The organism is Methylobacterium sp. WL9 (assembly GCF_008040035.1).
Taxonomy (GTDB): Bacteria; Pseudomonadota; Alphaproteobacteria; order Rhizobiales; family Beijerinckiaceae; genus Methylobacterium; species Methylobacterium thuringiense.
Map to the genome: position 1 here is coordinate 22411 of NZ_VRVE01000014.1, position 20138 is coordinate 42548.

General features: G+C 69.3%; 22 protein-coding genes. 13 read left to right on the forward strand and 9 right to left on the reverse strand.

The genetic code is table 11. The features are described from left to right. Positions 1-131: 131 nt before the first annotated feature. The 7 genes from glp to FV217_RS07490 form a co-directional block, all read right to left on the reverse strand. Positions 132-1361: a gephyrin-like molybdotransferase Glp gene (gene glp, locus FV217_RS07455; RefSeq protein ID WP_147816543.1), complete on the reverse strand. Its 1230-nt coding sequence runs from the start codon at positions 1359-1361 to the stop codon at positions 132-134. Next, on the reverse strand, positions 1358-1840 hold the full coding sequence (gene moaC / locus FV217_RS07460; protein WP_147816545.1) for a cyclic pyranopterin monophosphate synthase MoaC: 483 nt from the start codon (positions 1838-1840) through the stop codon (positions 1358-1360). The genes glp and moaC overlap by 4 nt, the downstream gene beginning before the upstream one ends. Further along, entirely contained in the window at positions 1837-2682 is an 846-nt protein-coding gene (trpC, locus tag FV217_RS07465; RefSeq protein WP_147816598.1) for an indole-3-glycerol phosphate synthase TrpC, read from the reverse strand. Before trpC ends, moaC begins: the two co-directional genes overlap by 4 nt. Before the next feature lie 108 nt (positions 2683-2790). Then, positions 2791-3804, reverse strand: a complete 1014-nt coding sequence (trpD, locus tag FV217_RS07470) for an anthranilate phosphoribosyltransferase (protein ID WP_147816599.1) — start codon at positions 3802-3804, stop codon at positions 2791-2793. Positions 3805-3978: 174 nt separating this feature from the next. Next, complete coding sequence (locus FV217_RS07480) at positions 3979-4593, reverse strand: aminodeoxychorismate/anthranilate synthase component II (RefSeq protein ID WP_147816600.1); 615 nt, start codon at positions 4591-4593, stop codon at positions 3979-3981. Positions 4594-4682: 89 nt separating this feature from the next. After that, positions 4683-4943 carry a type II toxin-antitoxin system PemK/MazF family toxin gene (locus tag FV217_RS07485; protein ID WP_246682732.1) on the reverse strand — a complete coding sequence of 87 codons (261 nt, stop codon included), beginning with the start codon at positions 4941-4943 and terminating at the stop codon, positions 4683-4685. A gap of 34 nt (positions 4944-4977) precedes the next feature. Further along, positions 4978-5760 carry a VOC family protein gene (locus FV217_RS07490; protein WP_187272468.1) on the reverse strand — a complete coding sequence of 261 codons (783 nt, stop codon included), beginning with the start codon at positions 5758-5760 and terminating at the stop codon, positions 4978-4980. A gap of 130 nt (positions 5761-5890) precedes the next feature. Between FV217_RS07490 and FV217_RS07495 the strand changes: the two genes are divergently transcribed. Then, complete coding sequence (locus FV217_RS07495) at positions 5891-6172, forward strand: DUF1778 domain-containing protein (protein WP_147816549.1); 282 nt, start codon at positions 5891-5893, stop codon at positions 6170-6172. Continuing rightward, positions 6169-6666: a GNAT family N-acetyltransferase gene (locus FV217_RS07500; RefSeq protein WP_147816551.1), complete on the forward strand. Its 498-nt coding sequence runs from the start codon at positions 6169-6171 to the stop codon at positions 6664-6666. Before FV217_RS07495 ends, FV217_RS07500 begins: the two co-directional genes overlap by 4 nt. 6 nt (positions 6667-6672) lie before the next feature. On the opposite strand, the gene trpE is transcribed toward FV217_RS07500, so the two are convergent. Beyond that, positions 6673-8196 (reverse strand): anthranilate synthase component I, encoded by a 1524-nt coding sequence (trpE, locus tag FV217_RS07505; protein ID WP_147816553.1) that lies wholly within the window; start codon positions 8194-8196, stop codon positions 6673-6675. Beyond that, positions 8196-10097: a peptidylprolyl isomerase gene (locus FV217_RS07510; RefSeq protein WP_147816555.1), complete on the reverse strand. Its 1902-nt coding sequence runs from the start codon at positions 10095-10097 to the stop codon at positions 8196-8198. The genes trpE and FV217_RS07510 overlap by 1 nt, the downstream gene beginning before the upstream one ends. Positions 10098-10300: 203 nt before the next feature. On the opposite strand from FV217_RS07510, the gene tpiA reads away from it, so the two are divergent. The 11 genes from tpiA to FV217_RS07565 all read left to right on the forward strand — a co-directional run bounded on the left by tpiA (position 10301) and on the right by FV217_RS07565 (position 20065). Beyond that, positions 10301-11065, forward strand: a complete 765-nt coding sequence (tpiA, locus tag FV217_RS07515) for a triose-phosphate isomerase (RefSeq protein WP_147816557.1) — start codon at positions 10301-10303, stop codon at positions 11063-11065. A 102-nt stretch (positions 11066-11167) separates the two neighbouring features. Beyond that, the gene (locus FV217_RS07520; protein WP_187272469.1) at positions 11168-11710 is read left to right on the forward strand and encodes a hypothetical protein; all 543 of its coding nucleotides are present in this window, start codon (positions 11168-11170) and stop codon (positions 11708-11710) included. A 278-nt stretch (positions 11711-11988) separates the two neighbouring features. Beyond that, positions 11989-12468 carry a preprotein translocase subunit SecG gene (gene secG, locus FV217_RS07525; protein ID WP_147816561.1) on the forward strand — a complete coding sequence of 160 codons (480 nt, stop codon included), beginning with the start codon at positions 11989-11991 and terminating at the stop codon, positions 12466-12468. A gap of 228 nt (positions 12469-12696) precedes the next feature. Then, entirely contained in the window at positions 12697-14340 is a 1644-nt protein-coding gene (locus tag FV217_RS07530; protein WP_147816563.1) for a CTP synthase, read from the forward strand. A gap of 115 nt (positions 14341-14455) precedes the next feature. Beyond that, positions 14456-14854 (forward strand): DUF350 domain-containing protein, encoded by a 399-nt coding sequence (locus tag FV217_RS07535; protein ID WP_147816565.1) that lies wholly within the window; start codon positions 14456-14458, stop codon positions 14852-14854. Positions 14855-14888: 34 nt separating this feature from the next. Further along, entirely contained in the window at positions 14889-15524 is a 636-nt protein-coding gene (locus FV217_RS07540; protein WP_147816567.1) for a DUF1190 domain-containing protein, read from the forward strand. Next, positions 15524-16693: a glutathionylspermidine synthase family protein gene (locus FV217_RS07545; protein WP_147816569.1), complete on the forward strand. Its 1170-nt coding sequence runs from the start codon at positions 15524-15526 to the stop codon at positions 16691-16693. Before FV217_RS07540 ends, FV217_RS07545 begins: the two co-directional genes overlap by 1 nt. A 61-nt stretch (positions 16694-16754) precedes the next feature. Next, entirely contained in the window at positions 16755-17207 is a 453-nt protein-coding gene (locus tag FV217_RS07550) for a DNA polymerase III subunit chi (RefSeq protein ID WP_147816571.1), read from the forward strand. A gap of 209 nt (positions 17208-17416) precedes the next feature. After that, positions 17417-18997 carry a peptidase S10 gene (locus FV217_RS07555; RefSeq protein ID WP_246682733.1) on the forward strand — a complete coding sequence of 527 codons (1581 nt, stop codon included), beginning with the start codon at positions 17417-17419 and terminating at the stop codon, positions 18995-18997. Beyond that, positions 18994-19401 (forward strand): hypothetical protein, encoded by a 408-nt coding sequence (locus tag FV217_RS07560; protein ID WP_147816575.1) that lies wholly within the window; start codon positions 18994-18996, stop codon positions 19399-19401. Before FV217_RS07555 ends, FV217_RS07560 begins: the two co-directional genes overlap by 4 nt. 103 nt (positions 19402-19504) lie before the next feature. Further along, positions 19505-20065, forward strand: coding sequence for a DUF4142 domain-containing protein (locus tag FV217_RS07565; RefSeq protein ID WP_147816577.1), 561 nt, complete (start codon positions 19505-19507; stop codon positions 20063-20065). Positions 20066-20138 lie beyond the last annotated feature (73 nt).

Genomic DNA, 20138 nt, shown 5'->3' on the forward strand with positions numbered 1-20138 from the left:
CCGCAGGCGGTCTCGACGCCGCCCCTGCTGCCCTGTTGTCTCAGGAAGCGGCCCTGTTGGGGAGAAAATCGGGCGGATGCAAGACCTTCGGTCGGATTGGGCTGTATCGGGCAGTGCCGAACGGGGTGTCGTCAGACGATCCGCCGATCCAACCGAATGACGCGGCAAGGGTCGCCTTGCCTGGCCGCCGGCGCATACGGCTCACGGATCAGCAACGCCTCCGAGCGCCCGAGCACCGCCAGCATGGACGAGTCCTGCCGGGTCTCGGCGGTGGCGATGGGCAGCCGGTCGGGTACGGTGTCGAGCCGGGCGCGCATGTAGTCTTCGCGCTTGTCGTTCTCCGGCATGTCGCGGCCGAGCGTCGCCGGCTCGCTGCGGTCGGCGCCGGCCTGGGGATCGCCGAGCAAGGCCCGGATCGCCGGCACCACAAATAGGAGGCCGCAGACGATCGAAGATACCGGGTTGCCGGGCAAGCCGATGGCGAGCATCGGGCCGAGTCGGCCGTGCATCAGCGGCTTGCCGGGGCGCAAAGCCACGCGCCAGAAGCCGAGCTCCATCCCCGCCTCAGAGAGCGCCTGCTGCACGAGGTCGTGGTCGCCGACCGAGGCTCCGCCGAGGGTGACGAGGAGGTCGGCGCCTGCCTCCCGTGCCCGGCCGACGGCAGATTTCAGGGCGCCGAGATCGTCGGCGGCGATGCCGAGATCGATCGCGTCGGCGCCGGCCTCGCGTGCAAGTGCCTCTACCGCCAGGGAATTCGAGGCGACGATCTGGTCCCAGGCGGCAGGCTCGCCGGGGCGGACGAGTTCGTCGCCGGTGGCGAGGATGGCGATGCGGGGGCGGCGGCGGACGCTGAGGCTGGCATGCCCCGCGGCCGCGGCGAGGGCGAGACGGCGGGCGTCGAGGGTCTCGCCCGCCTGCATCAGGACATCGCCCTCCCGGAAGTCGAGGCCAGCGGGGCGGATGAACTTCCGCGCGGTCACGCTCTCGCGCGCCGTGACGAATTCCCCTTCGGCGTCAGCATCTTCCTGGATCAGGATCGCGTCGGCGCCCTCAGGAACGGGGGCGCCGGTGAAGATCCGCACGGCCTCGCCGGGCCCGATCGAGCCCGAAAATCCATGCCCGGCCGCGCTCGTCCCGACGAGCCGGAGGGTCGCCGGAACGGTGGCGACATCGGCCGCGCGGACGGCGTAACCGTCCATGGCGGAGGCCGGAAACGGCGGCTGGGTCCTGCTGGCGTGGATGGTCGTGGCAAGCACCCTGCCATGTGCCAGGCCGAGCGCCACGGTCTCCGCCTCTGTCGGCCCCGGCACGCTCGCGAGAATGCGCGCCAGCGCCTCGGCGACGGAAATCAGCCCGCTCATCGCGGCTCGCTCCGCCACGAGCCGGACTTGCCACCGTCCTTTTCCAGAAGCCGGATGCCCTCGATCCGCATACCGCGGTCGGCGGCCTTCACCATGTCGTAGATCGTCAGGCAGGCGAGGGAGACGGCGGTCAGCGCCTCCATCTCGACGCCGGTCTGGCCTGTGACGCGAACCTCCGCCGTGACCCTAAGGCCCGGCAGAGCGTCGTCCGGCTCGCAATCGACCTTCACCTTGGTGAGCAGCAGCGGATGGCAGAGCGGGATTAGTTCGTGCGTGCGCTTCGCCGCCATGATGCCGGCGAGCCGGGCGGTACCGATGACGTCGCCCTTCTTGGCGTCGCCCTCGCGGATCAGGCGCAGCGTCTCGGGCAGCATCACCACGACGCCCTCGGCCCGCGCGGTGCGCGCGGTCGCGGCCTTGTCGGAGACGTCGACCATGTTGGCGGCGCCGGCCGCGTCGAGATGGGTGAGCGTGCTCATGCGTGCTTGCCGAAGAGGAGCGCGTGGGTGGCGGCGGTGACGTCGGCCTGCCGCATCAGGCTCTCGCCGACGAGGATCGTGTCCAGCCCCGCCTCGCGCAGGCGTTTCACGTCCTCGTGCCCGTCGATGCCGCTCTCGGCGACGGCGATGCGGTCGCCGGGAATGCCGGGTTTTAGGCGGATCGCCGTCTCGAACGAGACCTCGAAGGTCTTGAGGTTGCGGTTGTTGACGCCCACCAGCCGCGTGCCGAGCGGCAGCGCCCGCGCCAGTTCCTCAGCATCGTGGACTTCCACCAGCACGTCCATGCCGAGATCGTGGGCCGTCTCGGTGATAGCGCGGGCCTCGTCGTCGTCGAGGCAGGCCATGATCACGAGCACGCAGTCGGCGCCCCAGGCCCGCGCCTCGAAGACTTGGTAGGGCTCGAACAGAAAGTCCTTGCGCAGCACCGGCAGGCCGCAGGCCGCGCGCGCCGCGATCAGGTATTCGGGCGCCCCCTGGAACGAGGGCGTGTCGGTGAGCACCGAGAGGCAGGTCGCGCCGCCGGCCTCGTAGGCCCCCGCGAGGGTGGCTGGGTCGAAATCGGCGCGGATCAGACCCTTTGACGGCGAGGCCTTCTTGATCTCGGCGATCAGGGCCGGCCGGCCTTGCGCGATGTGGGCGGCGATGGCGTCGGCGAAGCCGCGCGGCGGATCGGCCTTGGCGACCTGCTTCTCCAGCTTCGCCAGCGGCACGCGCAGCTTCGCCTCGGCGATCTCGCGGCGCTTGTAGGCCTCGATCCGCGCGAGCACGGAGGCCCGCTCGGCCGCCGGCCCGGTCGTCACGTCGGCCACGATGTCGTCCATCGTCCTGTCCTCGACGGTCACCGGCACGGTGTCAGGCGGCTCCTGACGGTGGCGGGTGAGGAATACTTCGGTGCGACCCCGACACAGCGCGGGGTACGCCGCCCTCTATCACGCGTTCGAAACCGCGACGAGGCTGGCCAGCGTCGCCCGCGCCGCGCCCGTGTCGATCGCGTCCTGAGCCCGCGCCACGCCCTCGGCGAGGGTTCCGGCCTGGCCGGCGACGAGCAATCCCGCGGCGGCGTTGATCACGCCGATGTCGCGGTAGGCGTTGCGCGCGCCCTCCAGCACCTGGACGAGGGCGCGGGCGTTGTGATCGGGATCGCCGCCGCGCAGGTCGTCGAGGGTCGAGAGAATGAGGCCGCATTCCCGCGGGTCGACGCTGAAGGAGGAGATGCGGCCGTCCTCCAGAGAGACCACGCCGGTAGGGCCGGTGACGGTGATCTCGTCGAGCCCGTCCGAGCCGTGCACGGTCCAGACCCGCTTGGAGCCGAGCTCGGCCAGCACACGCGTCAGCGGCTCGGCCCAGGCCGGCATCGAGACGCCGAAGACCTGCGCGGTGACGCCGGCCGGGTTCGAGAGCGGCCCGAGCATGTTGAAGATGGTGCGGAACGGCAGTTCGCTGCGCACCGGCGCGACATGGCGCATGGCGGCGTGATGCGTCTGCGCGAACAGGAAGCAGAGCCCGGATTCCGCGAGGCAGCGCGACAGCCCCTCCGGCGGCAGGCCGAGCTTCACCCCGAGCGCCGCGAGCACGTCGGCCGCGCCGGAGCGCGAGGTCGCGGCCCGGTTGCCGTGCTTGGCCACCGGCACGCCGCAGGCGGCGGTGACGATCGCGGCGAGGGTCGAGACGTTGTAGCTGCCCGAATGGTCGCCGCCGGTGCCGACGATGTCGATGGCGTCGGCCGGCGCCTCCACCGGGATCATCCGCGCGCGCATCGCTTCGACGGCGCCGACGATCTCTTCGGTGCTTTCGCCCTTCACCCGCAGGGCGGCGAGGAAGGCCCCGGCCTGGACCGGCGTCACCTCGCCCGAGAGCAGGTCGTCGAAGGCGGCGCGGGCTTTTTCGCGCGTGAGAGACTCGCCGGCGGCGACCGTCGCGAGGTGGGGCTTGAAGGTGTCCATGGCCACGGAATCATCCGCTGGAAACCCCTCTCCCCTCCGCGGGAGAGGGTGGCCTTCGCGTCAGCGAAGGTCGGGAGAGGGGAGCGCCGTATCCGGAAAACCCGAGCCGACCCCTCTCCCGCCTGCTCCGCAGCCACCCTCCCCCCGCAGAGGGGGGAGGGAGAAGGAGACGCCTCAATGCACGCCGACCTGCGCCTTGTCACGCCCCGCCCGCCACGCCGCGGCGATGTCGAGGAAGTTGCTCACGATCCGCGCGCCATGATGCGAGAGAATGCTCTCCGGATGGAACTGCACACCGTGCACGGGGAGCGTCGCGTGCTGGATGCCCATGATCAGCCCGTCCGCCTCGGCGGTGACGACGAGCGCGTCGGGGCAGCTGGCGCGATCGACCACGAGGGAGTGGTAGCGCGTCGCCTCGAAGGCATCGTTCAAGCCGCGAAAGATCCCCCCGGCGCGGTGAGTGATGGTCGAGACCTTTCCGTGCATGGGAGCCGGCGCCCGCACCACGTCGCCGCCATAGGCCTGCCCGATCGATTGCAGCCCGAGGCAGACCCCGAAGATCGGGATCTCGCCCCCGAGGTCCCGCACCACGTCGAGGCAGATCCCGGCCTCGTTCGGCGTGCAAGGGCCGGGCGAGAGCACGATGGCATCGGGCGCCCGCGCGCGGATGTCCTCGATCGTGATCTCGTCGTTGCGCACCACGTCGATGCCGCCGCAGAGCGGGCCGATCAGGTGGACGAGATTCCAGGTGAAGGAATCGTAGTTGTCGATGACGAGGACGTTGGACATCTTGGGCGGCCGCGCGATCACGGAGAGCGGATAGCGGCTTTCGCCGCTCCACGGGTCGAGGTCAATCGCCCCGTCCGCGAGCAGAATCGTCACGGATCGATCAGGCTCGCGATCCGCGCGCCCAGTTCGTCGATGGTCGCGGCATCGGCGTTGCCCACGAAGCTGGCCGATCCGTCGGCGATGCGTGCCCGCAAGTCGAAGCTCCGGACCTGCGTGCAGATCGCGATGCCGGTCACGCCATCGCCGCGCACGGAGACGGCGAGGCCGGAGTCGCGGGCGCCTTGCGCCACCGTCGAGACGACGACGGCGATCGCGACGCCATGGACGTTCACGGCCTCGGGCGTCAGCACGATCCAATGTAGCACAATCCGGTAGGCGGCACCATCAAGGCCGCCGCCCCACCAACGCGAAGTTCGCTCCCTGCGGATCGGACGCCTGGACGATCCACATCCCGCCCGGCACCTCCATCGGGCCGTTGATCACCGCGCCGCCCGCCTGGCGCAGGCGCTCGGTGGCCGCGTCGATCTCGTCGACGTTGACGTAGTAGAGCCAGCTCGGCGCGGGCGGGCCGGGCAGGCTCATCATGCCGCCGGTCGCGGTGCCGTCCGCGGGCGCGTCCCGGGTGTGGAAGAGCTGGTAGGTGCCCATCGGCCCGAGATCGATCGTCTCGCCCGCCTTCCAGCCGAACAGCGCCTCGTAGAAGCCGAGGGCCGGCCGCCAGTCGTGGGCGTAGAGCTCGTGCCAGCCGAAATGCCCCGGCGTCCCCGCCGCGGGTGCAGGCAGCGGCGTGCCGTCGCCGCGAAACAGGACGAATGTCGCACCCTGCGGATCGGCGGCCACCGCGAAGCGGCCGACCTCGGGGATATCGCCGGGCGGGCGATGGATTGTGCCTCCCAGCCGCATGGTCTGCTCGGAATTGGCGTCGACGTCGGAGACGGCCACGTAGCCGATCCATCCGGGATGTCCGCCACGCGCGCGGACCTCGTCGGGGATCGCCATGATTCCGCCGACCCGGTGCTCGCCGACGCAGGCGAGTCTATAGGGCATCACCGGATTGCCGGAATCCAAGAAACTCCAGCCGGCGACCTTTCCGTAGAAGGCTTCCGCGGCCTTCGGATCGGTCGTCATCAGCTCGTACCAGACGAAGCTGCCTTCGGTGGTGGTCATCGGAGCCTCCGGTCAGGGCGTTGCGCGAGTCGCAGCGGTTTATACTGCACCATCGCCGGTTCAGGCCGTATGGGACAGCCGTAATGACAACGTCATTACGGACTGATACGCAGAAGGTACAGGAGTCGAAATGGCCGCCACCGCACCCAAGCGCGAGACCCTCAATCTGCGTATCAAACCAGAAGTCCGCGACCTGATCGACCGGGCAGCGCAGGCCGGCGGCAAGAACCGCACGGACTTCATCGTCGATGCGGCGCGGCAAGCCGCAGAGGATGCGCTGCTCGACCGTACGGCAATATCAGTCGATCCGGATGCCTACGCCGCGTTCCTGGCCCGGCTCGATGCGCCGGCACAGCCGAACGAACGGCTTGTGCGAACCATGCGGACGCCGGCACCCTGGGACGATGCGTGACCCTCGCAGCGCCCGAACCGCTTGCCGACGATCACCTGATCGACATCTTCGCGTCAGGTATTCCAACGCTCGACAACTGGCTCAAGCAGCGGGCGCGCCGAAATCAGGCAACAGGTGCGTCTCGAACCTTCGTCATCTGCAATGATCGAACGGTGATCGGCTACTACGCGCTCGCCTCCGGCAGCGTCGAAGCGGCATCCGCACCCGGCCGTTTTCGGCGCAACATGCCTGAGCCGATACCGGTAGTGATCCTCGGGCGACTCGCGGTCGATCGGACCTGCCAGGGACGAGGCCTCGGGAAGGCACTGTTCCGTGACGGCGCACAACGCGTGCTGCACGCAGCCGACACTATCGGCATCCGCGGCATCCTCGTGCACGCAATATCCGAGGATGCGAGGGCGTTCTATCTTGCCCTGGGCTTCGACCCGTCGCCGCTCGATCCGCTGACGCTGATGGTCTCGCTCGCCGATCTGCGCGCCGGCCTCGGCGCCTGACGAAGCCTACTGCCCCCGCCGCGCCCGGCTCGCAAAGGACACCGCATCCTCGGCGGCCCTGAACAACGCCTTCGCCTTGTTCACGCATTCCTGCTGCTCGGAGGCCGGATCGGAATCGTAGACGATGCCGGCGCCGGCCTGCACGTGCATGCGGCCGTCCTTCACGATGGCCGTGCGCAGCACGATGCAGGTGTCCATCTCGCCGCGCGCGCCGAAATAGCCGATGCAGCCGCCATAGGGCCCGCGCTTCTCGCGCTCGAGTTCGTCGATGATCTCCATGGCGCGCACCTTCGGCGCGCCGGAAACCGTGCCGGCGGGAAAGCCGGCGGCGAGCGCCGAGAGCGTGTCGTGGGCCGGGTCCAGATCGCCCTCAACGTTCGAGACGATGTGCATGACTTGGCTGTAGAATTCGAGGAAGAACGAGCCGGTGACGCGCACCGTACCGATCCGCGAGACGCGGCCGACGTCGTTACGGCCGAGATCGAGCAGCATCAGGTGCTCGGAGCGTTCCTTCGGGTCGGCCAGCAACTCGTCGGCGAGCGCCTTGTCCTCGGCCGGCGTCGCGCCGCGGGGGCGCGTGCCGGCGATCGGGCGGATCGTGACCTTGTCGTCGCGGACCCGCACGAGGATTTCGGGGGACGAACAGACGACCTGAAAGTCGCAGAAGTCGAGGTAGCAGAGGAACGGCGCCGGGTTGGTGCGGCGCAGCGAACGGTAGAGCGCGAAGGCCGGCAGCGTGAACGGCGCCTCGAAGCGCTGCGACAGCACCACCTGGAAGATGTCGCCGGCGACGATGTACTCCTTCGCCCGCGCGACCAGCCCGAGAAAGTCGTCGGGCGTGGTGTTGGAGACCGGCGTCGGCAGGGCGAGGCCGGCGGCGTCGGCCCGTGCCTCGATCGGCAACGGGGATTCCAGGGCCGCGGCGGCGCGGTCGATCCGCTCCAGGGCCGCCTCGTAGGCCGCCCTGGCCGAGACGCCGTCCGCCGGGCGCACGGGTGTGACGACGGTGAGCGCGTCGGCCACCGCATCGAACACCACCATGACCCGAGGGCGGATCATCACCGCGTCGGGGACGCCGAGGGGGTCCGGGTTCGGCGCGGCCAGTCGCTCCATGGCGCGCACCATGTCGTAGCCGAGATAGCCGAACAGGCCGGCGGCCATCGGCGGCAATGTCTGCGCGTCGTCCTCGCCGATGGCACTCTCCGCGATCAGGGCGCGCAGGCTGTCGAGCGGCGGACGGTCGTCGGCGACGAAGGTTTCGAGGGCGGCATCGCGGGCGATCTCCGGCCGGCCGTCGCGGCAGCGCCACACGAGGTCGGGGTCGAGGCCGATCATCGAGTAGCGCCCGCGCACCGCGCCGCCCTCGACGGATTCGAGGAGGAAGCCCGGGCCCGGCGTACCGCCCTTCAGCTTGAGGAAGGCCGCGACCGGCGTTTCCAGGTCGGCCACCAGCGTCAGGCTGACGAGGCTGCCGCGGCCCGCCGCGTAGGCGCGTGCGAAGCCTTCGAAGCGGTCGGTCTCGGCCTGCATCAATACTCGCCGCCCAGCGCGCGCTTGAAGGCCGCCTGGTTGACGCTGACGCCGGCGTTCTTCTGGACGTCGGCGATGTATTCGCCGAGCACGTCGTCGGAGAGCGCCGTGCGGAAGTTCTTCTCGACGGTCTTGTCGGTCTGCGCGCCCACCACGTAAGCCGGCATCTCGGCCTTGGTGACCTTGTAGACCGCGCGGCCATCGCCCGAGGGGGCCGAGCCGGCCTTGTCGACGGCAGTGGCGAAGATGCGCTCGATCACATCGTTGGCGAGGTCGTCCTTGGGCTGGTTGCGGGCGAGGTCGGCGACGGTCTTCGCCGGGATGCCGGCCGCCTCGGCCACGGCCTCCACGGTCTCGCCCTTATCGAGCTTTTCCACCAGCTCCTTCGACTTCGCGGTGAGGCGCTTGGCCGTCTCGGCCTCCTTCCAGCCCTTCAGGGCTTCGTCACGGACCGCGTCGAGGGGCTTGTCGTGAGCCGCGTCGATCTTGGCGACGTCGTACCAGACGTAGCCGCCGGACTTGGTGCGCAACGCCTCGCTGTCGCCGCCGATCTCGGAGCGGAAGGCGGCGGCGAGCGTCGTGTCGGGATCCGGGATGCCCTCGACCTTCGCGCCCGCCGGGTCGTTGCCCTTGGCGTCCACCGCCGGCACCGCGACGAGCGTCAGCCCGCGCTCCTTGGCGATGTCGGCGAGCGACTTGCCGCTGGCGCGGGCGTCCTCGATCGCGTCGTGGGCCGGCTCGAGACCGTCGCGGGCGCGCTGGAGCGCGATGGTCTTGCGGATCTCGTCCTTGACCTCGTCGAACGGCTTCTGCGAGCCGGGATCGATCGCGGTGACGCGCAGCAGCACGGTGCCGAAGCGGCCCTTCACCGGTTGGCTGATCTTGTCCTTCTCGAGCGCGAAGGCGGCGTCGGCCACGGCCGGATCGAACAGCTCGGCCTTGGTCAGGGTGCCCAGCGTCAGGTTCTTGGGATCCATGCCGCGGGCGGTGGCGGTGACCTCGAAGGGCACCTCGCCACTCTCGATCTGCTTGGCGGCGATCTCGGCGGTCGCTTGATCGGGGAACGTGATCTGCTGGATCGTGCGGCGTTCCGGCGCGCCGTACTTCGCGGCGTTGGCCACGTAGATCTTGCGGGCCTCGTCGTCGGTGATCGCGTCGGGCTTGGCCATCGTCTCCGGGTCGAGGACGAGCAGGTTCAGGCTCCGCGTCTCGGGCGCGCGAAAACCGCCCTTGTTGTTGTCGTAATAGGCCTTGAGCTCGTCGTCGCCCGGCGCCGGGATCTCGCCGGCGGCGGCCGGCGTCAGCATCAGCACGGAAGCCGTGCGGCGCTCGGTCGAGTAGCGATGCACCGCCTCGCGCATCGCCTGCGGCACAGCCAACTCGGCGGTGACGGCCTCGGCGAGCTGGAGGCGGGCGGCGACTGAGCGCTGCTCGCGCACGAACATCTGCTCGTTCAGGCCAGCCCGCTGCAGGGTCTGGAAGAACAACGTCCGGTCGAACTTGCCGTCGGCGCCCTTGAAGGCCTGCTCGTCGCGGATGGCGCGCAGCACGGCTTCATCGGAAATCGCGAGGCCGAGATCGCTGGTCTTCTGGTCGAGGGCGGCCTCCGTGATCAGCTGGCTCAGCACCTGCCGCTCGAGGCCCATGGCGCGGGCCTGTTCCGGCGTCAGCACGCGCTTGAGCTGCTGCTGATAGCGCTGGAGCTGGTTCTGGTAGGCCGAGCGCACGGCCTCCGCCGAGATCGGCGTCTTGCCCACCGTGGCAACCGTCTGGCTGCTACCCCCGCGAAAGAACTCCTCCACGCCGAAGATCGCGACGCCCGCGATCAGGAAGAAGAACAGGATCGACAGCACGATCTTGCCGAGCCAGTGCTGGCTGGCGTTGCGGATGCTCTGGAGCATGGTGTCGTCCGGATCTGCGCTTCTGCGCCCGATTTCCTCGGAAAAAGGGCTTTGAAATTCGGGGCTCGCGATAGACCATCCGCAGCCCCGCGCAAAGGGCGGACGCCACCGCGAGGCGGGCCGGCAGGCGGTTTGCGCGCCCAAGCTTGCTCTGGTAGTCCGCCGGGACCACGAAAAGCGGCTTTGCAGGAGACGGACCAACGATGGCGAGCGAGGGACGACGTCCACTGGTTGCCGGCAACTGGAAGATGAACGGCCTGCGCTCCTCGATCGCGACGGTCGAGCAGGTGCTGGAGGGTCTGACCCCCAAGCTCACCGACAAGATCGACGTCCTGATCTGCCCGCCCGCGACTCTGATCGCCTCCTGCGTCGCCGCGGTGACCGGCTCGGCCATCGCCATCGGCGGCCAGAACCTGCATGCCCGGGCGAACGGGGCCTTCACCGGGTCGATCTCGGCCGAGATGCTGGCCGATCTCGGCGCCCGCTACGTCATCCTCGGGCATTCCGAGCGGCGCGCCTACCACCACGAGACCGATAACGGCGTCCACGCCAAGGCGCTGGGCGCGCGCCGGGCCGGCCTTTGCGGCATCATCTGCGTCGGCGAGACCGAGGACGAGCGCGAGGAGGGCCGCACCCTCGACATCGTGCGCGCGCAGCTCGGGCTCGGCGTGCCGAAGGGCGCGACGGCCGAGGACACCGTGCTGGCCTACGAGCCGGTCTGGGCGATCGGCACCGGCAAGACGCCCTCGACCGCCGACATCGCCGAGGTCCACGCCTCGCTGCGCGACATGCTCGGCACCATGGTCGGCAAGGCCGAGGCGGACAAGATCCGCATCCTCTACGGCGGCTCGGTGAAGGCGAAGAACGCCCGCGAACTCATGGCCGTCGAGAACGTAGACGGCGCCCTCGTCGGTGGCGCCAGCCTCGTCGCCGAGGACTTCTTGGGAATCTGCGCCGCCTATTCCTGAGCGGGACGGCGCATCCGTCCGGGTGCGAACTCAGTAACCAAGACCGGGACACTGCATCGGCGCAGGAATCTGCGCCGGGCAAGCGGAACCATGAGCTTGACCGTGAGTTTTCCGGTCATGATCCACTTGAAATCAACCCTCGCGATCTCTGCGATCATGCTCACCGGGTTGGTGGCGGCTTCGCCCTTCCCCTATGCGAGCGATCATCAGCCGAGACAGCCGCGCCGCACGGCCTCGGTGCAGATCGCGCCGGCCGTCGAGGCCGCCGCGACCCCGGCCGCGGTGACGGCCTGGGCCGACCCGCCTGCGAAATCGCAGGCTCCCGTCGAGGCGCCGGTCGTGCTCGCAGTCGCAGATACGGCAGCGCCAGTGACTCAGGACAGCGCGGCTCCCGCCGCTGTCGTCGCTACGCCGCCCGTACGCCACGTCTCGCTGCAGGCCTCTGCACAGAAGGCCGAGCAGGCACGCCGTCGCAAAATCGCCCGCGCCGCCGCTGCTCGCGAGCGTGAGACGGCGACGAAGCAGTCCCTTTCGACGGCCTCCGGCGAGACCCAGGTCGCTTCCCGGGCGACGCCCTCGGCTTCGCAGAAGATCGATCCGATCGGCGATATCCTCCGTGGATTGGGCATCGGCAAGGAAGGCTGAGGAACGGATCCATACGCGCACTGCTGTCCGTCGTTCACATTCCGTCATTTCGAGCGCAGCGAAGCAATGACGTGGACGCGCTGATCGCTATCGGTCCCGCAATGACTGTAAAACGGACGGTGAAACGCCTGTCCTGTTCGCCGGCCCTGGCGCAGGTTGGCGCTGGTCCCCAACTGGTGTAGGAGCCGGCCTCACCGAACGGAGCACGCCTCCGGGCGGTTCGTCGGCTTTGCCGATCGCCTGATTGCGTCCGTGATCGCGGACTTGCCGGAACCCCGATGCAGACCGTCCTGATCGTCGTCCACCTCTTCATCGTCCTGGCGCTCATCGTCACGGTGCTGCTGCAGCGCTCCGAGGGCGGCCTCGGCCTCGGCGGCGGAGGCAGCAGTGGCGGCGGCGTCTCGGGCTTCATGACCGGACGCGGACAGGCCAACGCGCTGACGCGGGCCACCGCGATCCTCGCCGCCCTGTTCTTCGCCACCAGCATCTCGCTGGCGATCGTGGCGCATCACACGGCCGCGCCGCGCTCGATCCTCGACGACGGGACGGCCCAGCCGGGCCAGACCGAGAAGCAGCCGGCCAACGCCGACAACTTGCTCGACACTCTGCGCCAGCAGGGCGGCAAGCCGGCCGACGGCACCCCCGCACCGCAGAGCCCGGCACCTGCCGCGCAAGTTCCTCCTGCGCCGGCAGCCCCGGTCGAGACTGCGCCGGCCGCTCCGGCACCGGCGACGCCCGAGGCGCCTCAGTCGCGCTGAGGTCGGTACGGCGCGGCCAAGGTCGCGCGGCGGACCTTCGGGTTGCGAAAGAGAATTGCGGCCGGCGCATAGGCCGGCCGATCCGGGCCCGAGGCCCGCACGGAATCCTCAACGTCGTCAGCGGCATGGCCCCGTAACGCGTGCCCGATGGGCATCGCGGCGGGTCGACCTTTGCGGTTTGGCGAATCGTGAAACCCCGTTTATGAGCCGAGGCCCATGACGCAATACATGACGCCTGGGATTACGACGCGGTACGTCTTCATCACCGGCGGCGTCGTGTCGTCGCTCGGGAAGGGGCTCGCCTCGGCCGCGCTGGCGGCCCTGCTCCAGGCCCGTGGCTACCGCGTCCGCCTGCGGAAGCTCGACCCCTATCTCAACGTCGATCCGGGCACGATGAGCCCGACGCAGCACGGCGAGGTCTTCGTCACCGACGACGGCGCCGAGACCGATCTCGACCTCGGCCATTACGAGCGCTTCACCGGCCTGCCGGCGAGCCGCGCCGACAACATCACCACCGGCAAGATCTACCAGGACATCATCACCAAGGAGCGCCGCGGCGACTACCTCGGCGCGACGATCCAGGTGATCCCGCACGTCACCAACGCCATCAAGGCGTTCGTGCTCGACGGCAACGAGGGCTACGACTTCGTTCTCGTCGAGATCGGCGGCACGGTGGGCGACATCGAGGGCCTGCCCTTCTTCGAGGCGATCCGCCAGCTCGGCCAGGAGCAGCCGCGCGGGACCTGCCTGTTCATCCACCTGACGCTGCTGCCGTTCATCCCGTCGGCCGGCGAGCTCAAGACCAAGCCGACGCAGCACTCGGTGAAGGAGCTGCGCTCGATCGGCATCCAGCCCGACATCCTGCTCTGCCGCTGCGACCGGCCGATCCCGAACGAGGAGCGGCGTAAGCTAGCGCTGTTCTGCAACGTGCGCGAGACGGCGGTGATCGACGCCCTCGACGTGCCCTCGATCTACGACGTGCCGCTGTCCTACCGGGGCGCCGGTCTCGACCGCGAGGTGCTGGAACATTTCGGCCTCGACGCCGAGTGCGAGCCGAGCCTGGACCGCTGGCGCACCATCTCCCACCGGGTCAGCAACCCCGAGGGCGAGGTCACCATCGCCATCGTCGGCAAGTACACGGGGCTCAAGGACGCCTACAAGTCGCTCACCGAGGCGCTCACCCACGGCGGCATCGCCAACAACGTGCGCGTCCACCTCGAATGGATCGAGGCCGAGGTGTTCGAGCGCGAGGACCCCGCGCCCTTCCTCGAAGGCCTGCACGGCATCCTGGTGCCCGGCGGCTTCGGCCAACGCGGCGCCGAGGGCAAGATCCGCGCGGCCCGCTACGCCCGCGAGCGAAAGATCCCGTATTTCGGCATCTGCTTCGGCATGCAGATGGCTGTGATCGAGGCTGCCCGGTCGCTGGCAGGCATCACCGAGGCCAACTCCACCGAATTCGGCACCACCACCGAGCCGGTGGTCGGCCTGCTCACCGAGTGGATGAAGGGGGACGCGTTGGAGAAGCGTGCGGCCGAGGGCGACCTCGGCGGCACCATGCGGCTCGGCGCCTACAAGGCGACGCTGGCGCCGGACACGCGCATCGCCAAGATCTACGGCGACACCAACATTTCGGAGCGCCACCGCCACCGCTACGAGGTCAACATGGCCTATCGCGAGCGGCTGGAGGCCAAGGGCCTGCGCTTCTCCGGCCTCTCGCCGGACGGGCTGCTACCCGAGACGGTGGAGCACGAGGGTCATCCCTGGTTCGTCGGCGTGCAGTTCCATCCGGAGCTGAAGTCGCGGCCGTTCGAGCCGCACCCGCTCTTCTCCAGCTTCGTCGCCGCGGCCGTCGAGCAGAGCCGACTGGTTTGATACCGACGGCCGCTGCAGCCGGCCGTCGGCAAGCGCGAATGCGCGCCGCCGCCGATGCGGCGGATCCAATTGGCCATTCATGGCCAATTGGACAAACAAAACTGGAGGCAGCTCGATGCACGTGATCTCCGGGCTGCCCGCCTTCCTCGCCTATTTCGCCGCCGCGCTCGTCCTCGTCGCGCTCTACCTCGCGGTCTACCTGACCGCGACGGCGCATCGGGAGGTGGCGCTGATCCGCGCCGGCAACGTCGCCGCCGCGCTCAGCCTCGGTGGCAGCCTCGTCGGCTACGCCCTGCCGCTCTCGGTAGCGATCCGCAACGCGCAATCGATCCTCGACTGCCTCGTCTGGGGCCTCGTCGCCCTCGTGGTCCAGATCCTGATCTACTGGCTGATGCGAATCGTCCTGCCGGACCTGTCCCGCCGGATCGAGGACAACGAAACCGCCGCCGCGATCCTGCTCGGCTCCGCCTCCCTCGCGGGCGGGATCGTGAACGCCGCCGCGATGTCGTATTGATCTTGCCGTCGGTCACGGTTCGGGCGGTATCCGGATGACGCAGCAACGGACGAGACCTCCGGTCGTCGATGCGGCGACGCCGCCGGTGAAGCGCTCGCGCACCGTGTCCCTGGTGTTGCTCGCGGGCGCGGGCGTCATGGCCTATGGCCTCGCCCACCTCGATCCGTCGCAGGACGAGGAGGACGTCCGGGTCTATCCAGCCCCCTCCGACTGCATCAATGCGCGCCTTCGCGACGCGCCGGACTGCCAGAGCGCGTACGAGACCGCCCGCGCGCTCTACCCGACGGCCGCGCCGCGCTATGCCTCGAGCGGTGAATGCGAGGCCCATCACGGCCCCGGCCATTGCGTGACCGGCGAGAGCATCACCGAGGACGCGCGTGGACAATTCCTGCCGCTCATGGCCGGCTACGTGATCGGCGCCGCGGCCGCCCAGAACCTGGCACCCCAGCCAGTCTACGACCATGCCCCACAGGACGAGGCGCATGCGGGGGTGCATGGCGGGGGCGGCTACTGCACCGGATCGGGCGCCCGCATCTGGACGACCGGCGGCGGCCGGTCCTCGGCGGCGCGGGTGTCGTCGGCGGCCTTGCGCGGATCGTCGTTCGGCGGGTTCGGCGGCACGGGGCGGTCGTTCTCCTTGTCGTCGCGCGGTTTCTTCGGCGGCGGCTGATGCGCCGGATTGCGACGGGCGAACGCGTGGACTGGCGCGAGACCGCGCGAAAAAACGGCTTCGTGTTCCACACCCTCGACGACGCGCCCTATTGGGACGAGAGCCACGCCTACGCCTTCACGCTCCGTGAGATCGAGGAGGACATCGAGGGGCCGAGCGGCGAACTCCATGCCCTCTGCCTGGATTTCACGGCCCGCGCCGTCGAGGACGAGCGGATCCTGGCCGCCTTGCGTCTCCCGGAGGGCGCCTGGGACGCCGTCCGCGACAGCTGGCGGCGGGGCGATCCGAGCCTCTACGGCCGGCTCGACCTCTCCTACGGGGGCACCGGCCCGGCCAAGCTCCTCGAATACAACGCCGACACGCCGACCGCCCTCTACGAAACGGGCGTGTTTCAGTGGCTCTGGCTGGAAGAGCTGCTGCGCGACGGCCAGTTGCCGGCCGGCAGCGACCAGTTCAACGCCGTCCACGAACGGCTGATCGCCCGCTTTCGCGACCTGCCGCCAGCCGGCCTCACCGCCTTCGCCGCCGAGGCCGACGCGCCGGAGGATCGCGGGACGGTGGAGTATCTGCGCGATTGCGCGATCCAGGCCGGCCACGCCACGCGCTTCCTCGACCTCTCCGAGATCGGGCTGGCGGCCGACGGCCGCTTCTGCGCACCGGACGGGGCGGCGATCGACCGGCTGTTCAAGCTCTATCCCTGGGAATGGGCCTTTGAGGATGCCTTCGCTGGCGCCGTGGCGACGAGCCCGACGCGCTTCCTGGAGCCGCCCTGGAAGGCGGTGCTCTCGAACAAGGGGCTGCTGCCCCATCTCTGGGCGCAGGAGCCCGGCCACCCCAACCTGCTGCCGGCCTATTTCGAGGACGATCCGCAGGCAGCCGGCCTCGGCGATTCCTACGTGCGAAAACCCGTCTTTTCGCGGGAGGGCTCGAACATCGCGATCGTTCGCGAAGGCACCGTGCTGGCGCAGGAGCCGGGGCCCTATGGCGGCGAAGGCTGGATTCGGCAGGCGCTCGCCGAACTGCCCCTGTTCGACGATCGCCGCCGCCCGGTAATCGGTTCCTGGATCGTCGGCGACGCGCCGGCCGGCCTCTGCATCCGCGAGGGCCGCGGTGCCATCACCGGAAACGACGCGCTGTTCGTGCCCCACTACATCGAACCCGCGGCCTGAGGCCGCGAGGCCGGATCATGCCGCTGCGGAACGCGCCGTTCCGCGCTATGATGGGGCCATCGTGACAGAGATCCTGTTCTATCACCTGCAGCGCCAGCCCCTCGAAAAGGTGCTGCCGAGCCTCGTCGAGAAATCGCTGGAGCGGGGCTGGCAGGCCGCGATCCAGGTGATGAGCGAGGAGCGGATGTCGGCCCTCGACGACGGCCTCTGGACCTATTCCGACGACAGCTTCCTGCCCCACGGCACCGAGCGCGACCCCGATGCCGCGTCGCAGCCGGTGGTGCTGACCTTGCGCGAGACCAACCCCAACGCCGCCGCGATCCGCTTCCTCGTCGAGGGCGCGGCCCTACCGCCGGATGCGAACGCCTACGCCCGCATCTGCATCCTGTTCGACGGCACCGATTCCGATGCCCTCGCCCACGCCCGCGAGCAGTGGAAGGGCGCCAAGGAGCAGGGCCACACCCTCGCCTACTGGCAGCAGGACGAGAATGGCCGGTGGAGCAAGAAGGCTTGACGTTTTTTGCGGGTCCGCCCGCAGCACAGACAGATCGGGACGACCGGATGACGAATGTGCCCACCGGCAGACGCTGGCGCCTTCCCTCCCCCTTGTGGGGAGGGATCGAGGGTGGGGATGGCTCCGCTTGTTTCGGTAGCGGCAGGCGGAACCAACCCCACCTCCAACTCCTCCCAACAAGGGGGAGGAGAGGCGCGCGTTCGACAGTGGTGGCGGCTCTGATAGCCCTCACGCCCCTCCCCTCCATCGCCCAATCGTCGCCGCACGGCCCACCAGAGGCCGCCCGCAAGGCCCCGGAGCGCGGGAGCGAGACCCGCGAAGGCCGCAAGCTGCCGGCGGATTCCGTCACCGAGCACAGCCTCGCCCTGCCCGGCGGCCGCACGATCGACTTCACCGCCACCGCCGGCAGCCTCGGCCTCGTCGACGAATCCGGAAAGCTCCAGGCCGAGATCGCCTTCATCGCCTACGTGAAGAAGGGTGATGCCAAGGACGTCGCGAGCCGGCCGGTGAGCTTCGCCATCAATGGCGGCCCGGGCGCGGCGTCGGCCTATCTCAACATCGGCGCGCTCGGCCCGTGGCGCCTGCCGACCGACGGAACGAGCATCAGCCCGTCGCAAAAGATCGCGCTGCAACCGAACGCCGAGACTTGGCTGGACTTCACCGATCTCGTCTTCATCGACCCCGTCGGCACCGGCTACAGCCGCGCCGCCGACGGCGACGGCAAGAGCTACTGGAACGTCGATGGCGACGCCTCGGTGCTCGCCTCGTCGATCGCCCGCTACCTGCGCCAGAACGACCGCATGGCCTCGCCGAAATTCTACGTCGGCGAGAGCTACGGCGGCTTTCGCGGTCCGCTGATCGCAAGCAAGCTGCAGGAGGAGATCGGCGTCGGGCTCTCGGGCCTCGTGCTGCTGTCGCCTGTGCTCGACTTCGCCTGGCTGCAATCGGCCCGCACCACGCCCTGGGGCTTCGTCACCCGCCTGCCCTCGCTGGCCGCGGCGGCGCTCGAGCGCTCGGGTGCGGTGCCGACGCGGAGCCTGATGGCGGAGGCCGAGCGCTACGCTGCGGGCGATTATCTTACCGACCTCCTGAAGGGCCCCGGCGATACAGAGGCCGTCGCGCGTCTCTCCGGCCGGGTGTCGGCCCTGACCGGCCTCGATCCCGAGACGACGCGGCGCCAGGCCGGGCGCCCGACGACCAACAGCTATCAGCGCGAGATCGGCCGCGATCTCGGCCGCGTGTCGTCGGCCTACGACACCTCCGTCACCGGTTGGGACCCGGACCCGACCGCACCGCATTCGGGCTTCGAGGATCCCGTGCTTACGGCCCTGCAGGCCCCGCTGACGAGCGCGATGGTCGAGCTCTACGGGAAGACGTTGAACTGGCGCGTGACCAACATGCGCTACGAGCTTCTCAACGGAGCCGTGAACCGCGGCTGGTCCTGGGGTTCGGGCCGCAGCGCTCCCGAAGTGATGGGCGCGCTCAAGGGCATCCTGTCTCTCGACGGGTCGCTGCGGGTGCTGGTGGCGCACGGCTACACCGACCTCGTCACGCCGTACTTCACCTCGAAGCTTCTGATCGACCAGATGCCGGCCTATGGCGGTGGTGAGCGCCTGAAGCTCGCCGTTTATCCGGGCGGCCACATGTTCTATGCGAGGGCGGATTCGCGGGCCGCCTTCCATGCCGACGCGGCCGACCTGTTCGCGCGCGCCCTCCAGGCCCGGTCCGACGGCGCCGCGCGGACACCGGGCACCGCGCGCGACGGCACACAGGAGCGCCCGACCCCTTGATCCGCCCCAAGCACCTCCTAATCCTGCTCGCCGCGACGAGCCTCGGCCTGCTCGGGGCCTGCACGAGCACCGAGGATCGCGCGTCGGCACGCCAGCCGCCGCAAGCCAGCGCCGCGCCGCAGGCTGCCCTTGCTCCGCCGACCGCGCCTTCTGCGCCGGCCTTCAGCGGCCCGGTCCTCGATGGCGGCGGCACCTGCACCGGCGCCGTGCCGACGGCTGCGAGCGCCATCGCGCCCGGTATCGGCGAATGCGAACTCGTCCGCCTCAAGGGCCGGCCGCCCACCGACGTCCTCGTCGGCGAGGGCCGCTCGGGCCGCGAGGTTCAGGTGCTCTACAACGAGCCGGGCGCGAAGGAATTGTACTTCTTCGTCAACAACAAGCTCGACCGGATCGTGAAGTCGTAGGCGACCCGGATCGTCTGTGTGGCATCGGCGCGTCCGGCGAATTTCTCAGGAACGGTATCGGGCTCCCTCGGTTTCCCGGGCATACAACCGAGGAGATATCGTCATGAAAAAACGCGCCCTCGCAGCCGCCTGCCTGTTGCTCGCGACTCCCGTTCTCGCCGAGACCGGCAACAAGACGGTCGGCGAGCAGACCAAATCCGTCGGCGAGCAGACCGGCGTGAATTCCCTGATCGGCGCCAGCCCGACGACCCAGGATTTCGTCACGGCCGTCGCGATCAGCGACATGTTCGAGAAGCAGTCGAGCCAGCTCGCCGAGGAGCGTGCGGACGACAAGACCAAGACCTTCGCCAAGCAGATGGTTGCGGATCATTCGAAGACGACGGACGAGCTCAAGGCGCTGGTCACCGGCGGCAAGATCAAGGCCGAACTCCCCACCGCCCTCGACAGCACGCACCAGAGCAAGATCGACAAGCTCAAGGGCCTGAAGGGTGACGACTTCACCAAGCAGTTCCAGTCCGATCAGGTCAGCGCGCACAAGACCGCCGTCGACCTGTTCAAGCGCTATGCGGAGGGCGGCGAGAACGCCGATCTGAAGGCCTGGGCCGCCAAGACGCAGCCCCACTTGGAGGAGCATCTCAAGTTGGCGCAGGACCTGCAGAGATAGGGACGGATCGGCGGGAACCGGACGACCGGATTTCCGCCGAAACCGACCGCTTGCTACCTCATCATGCTTTGAT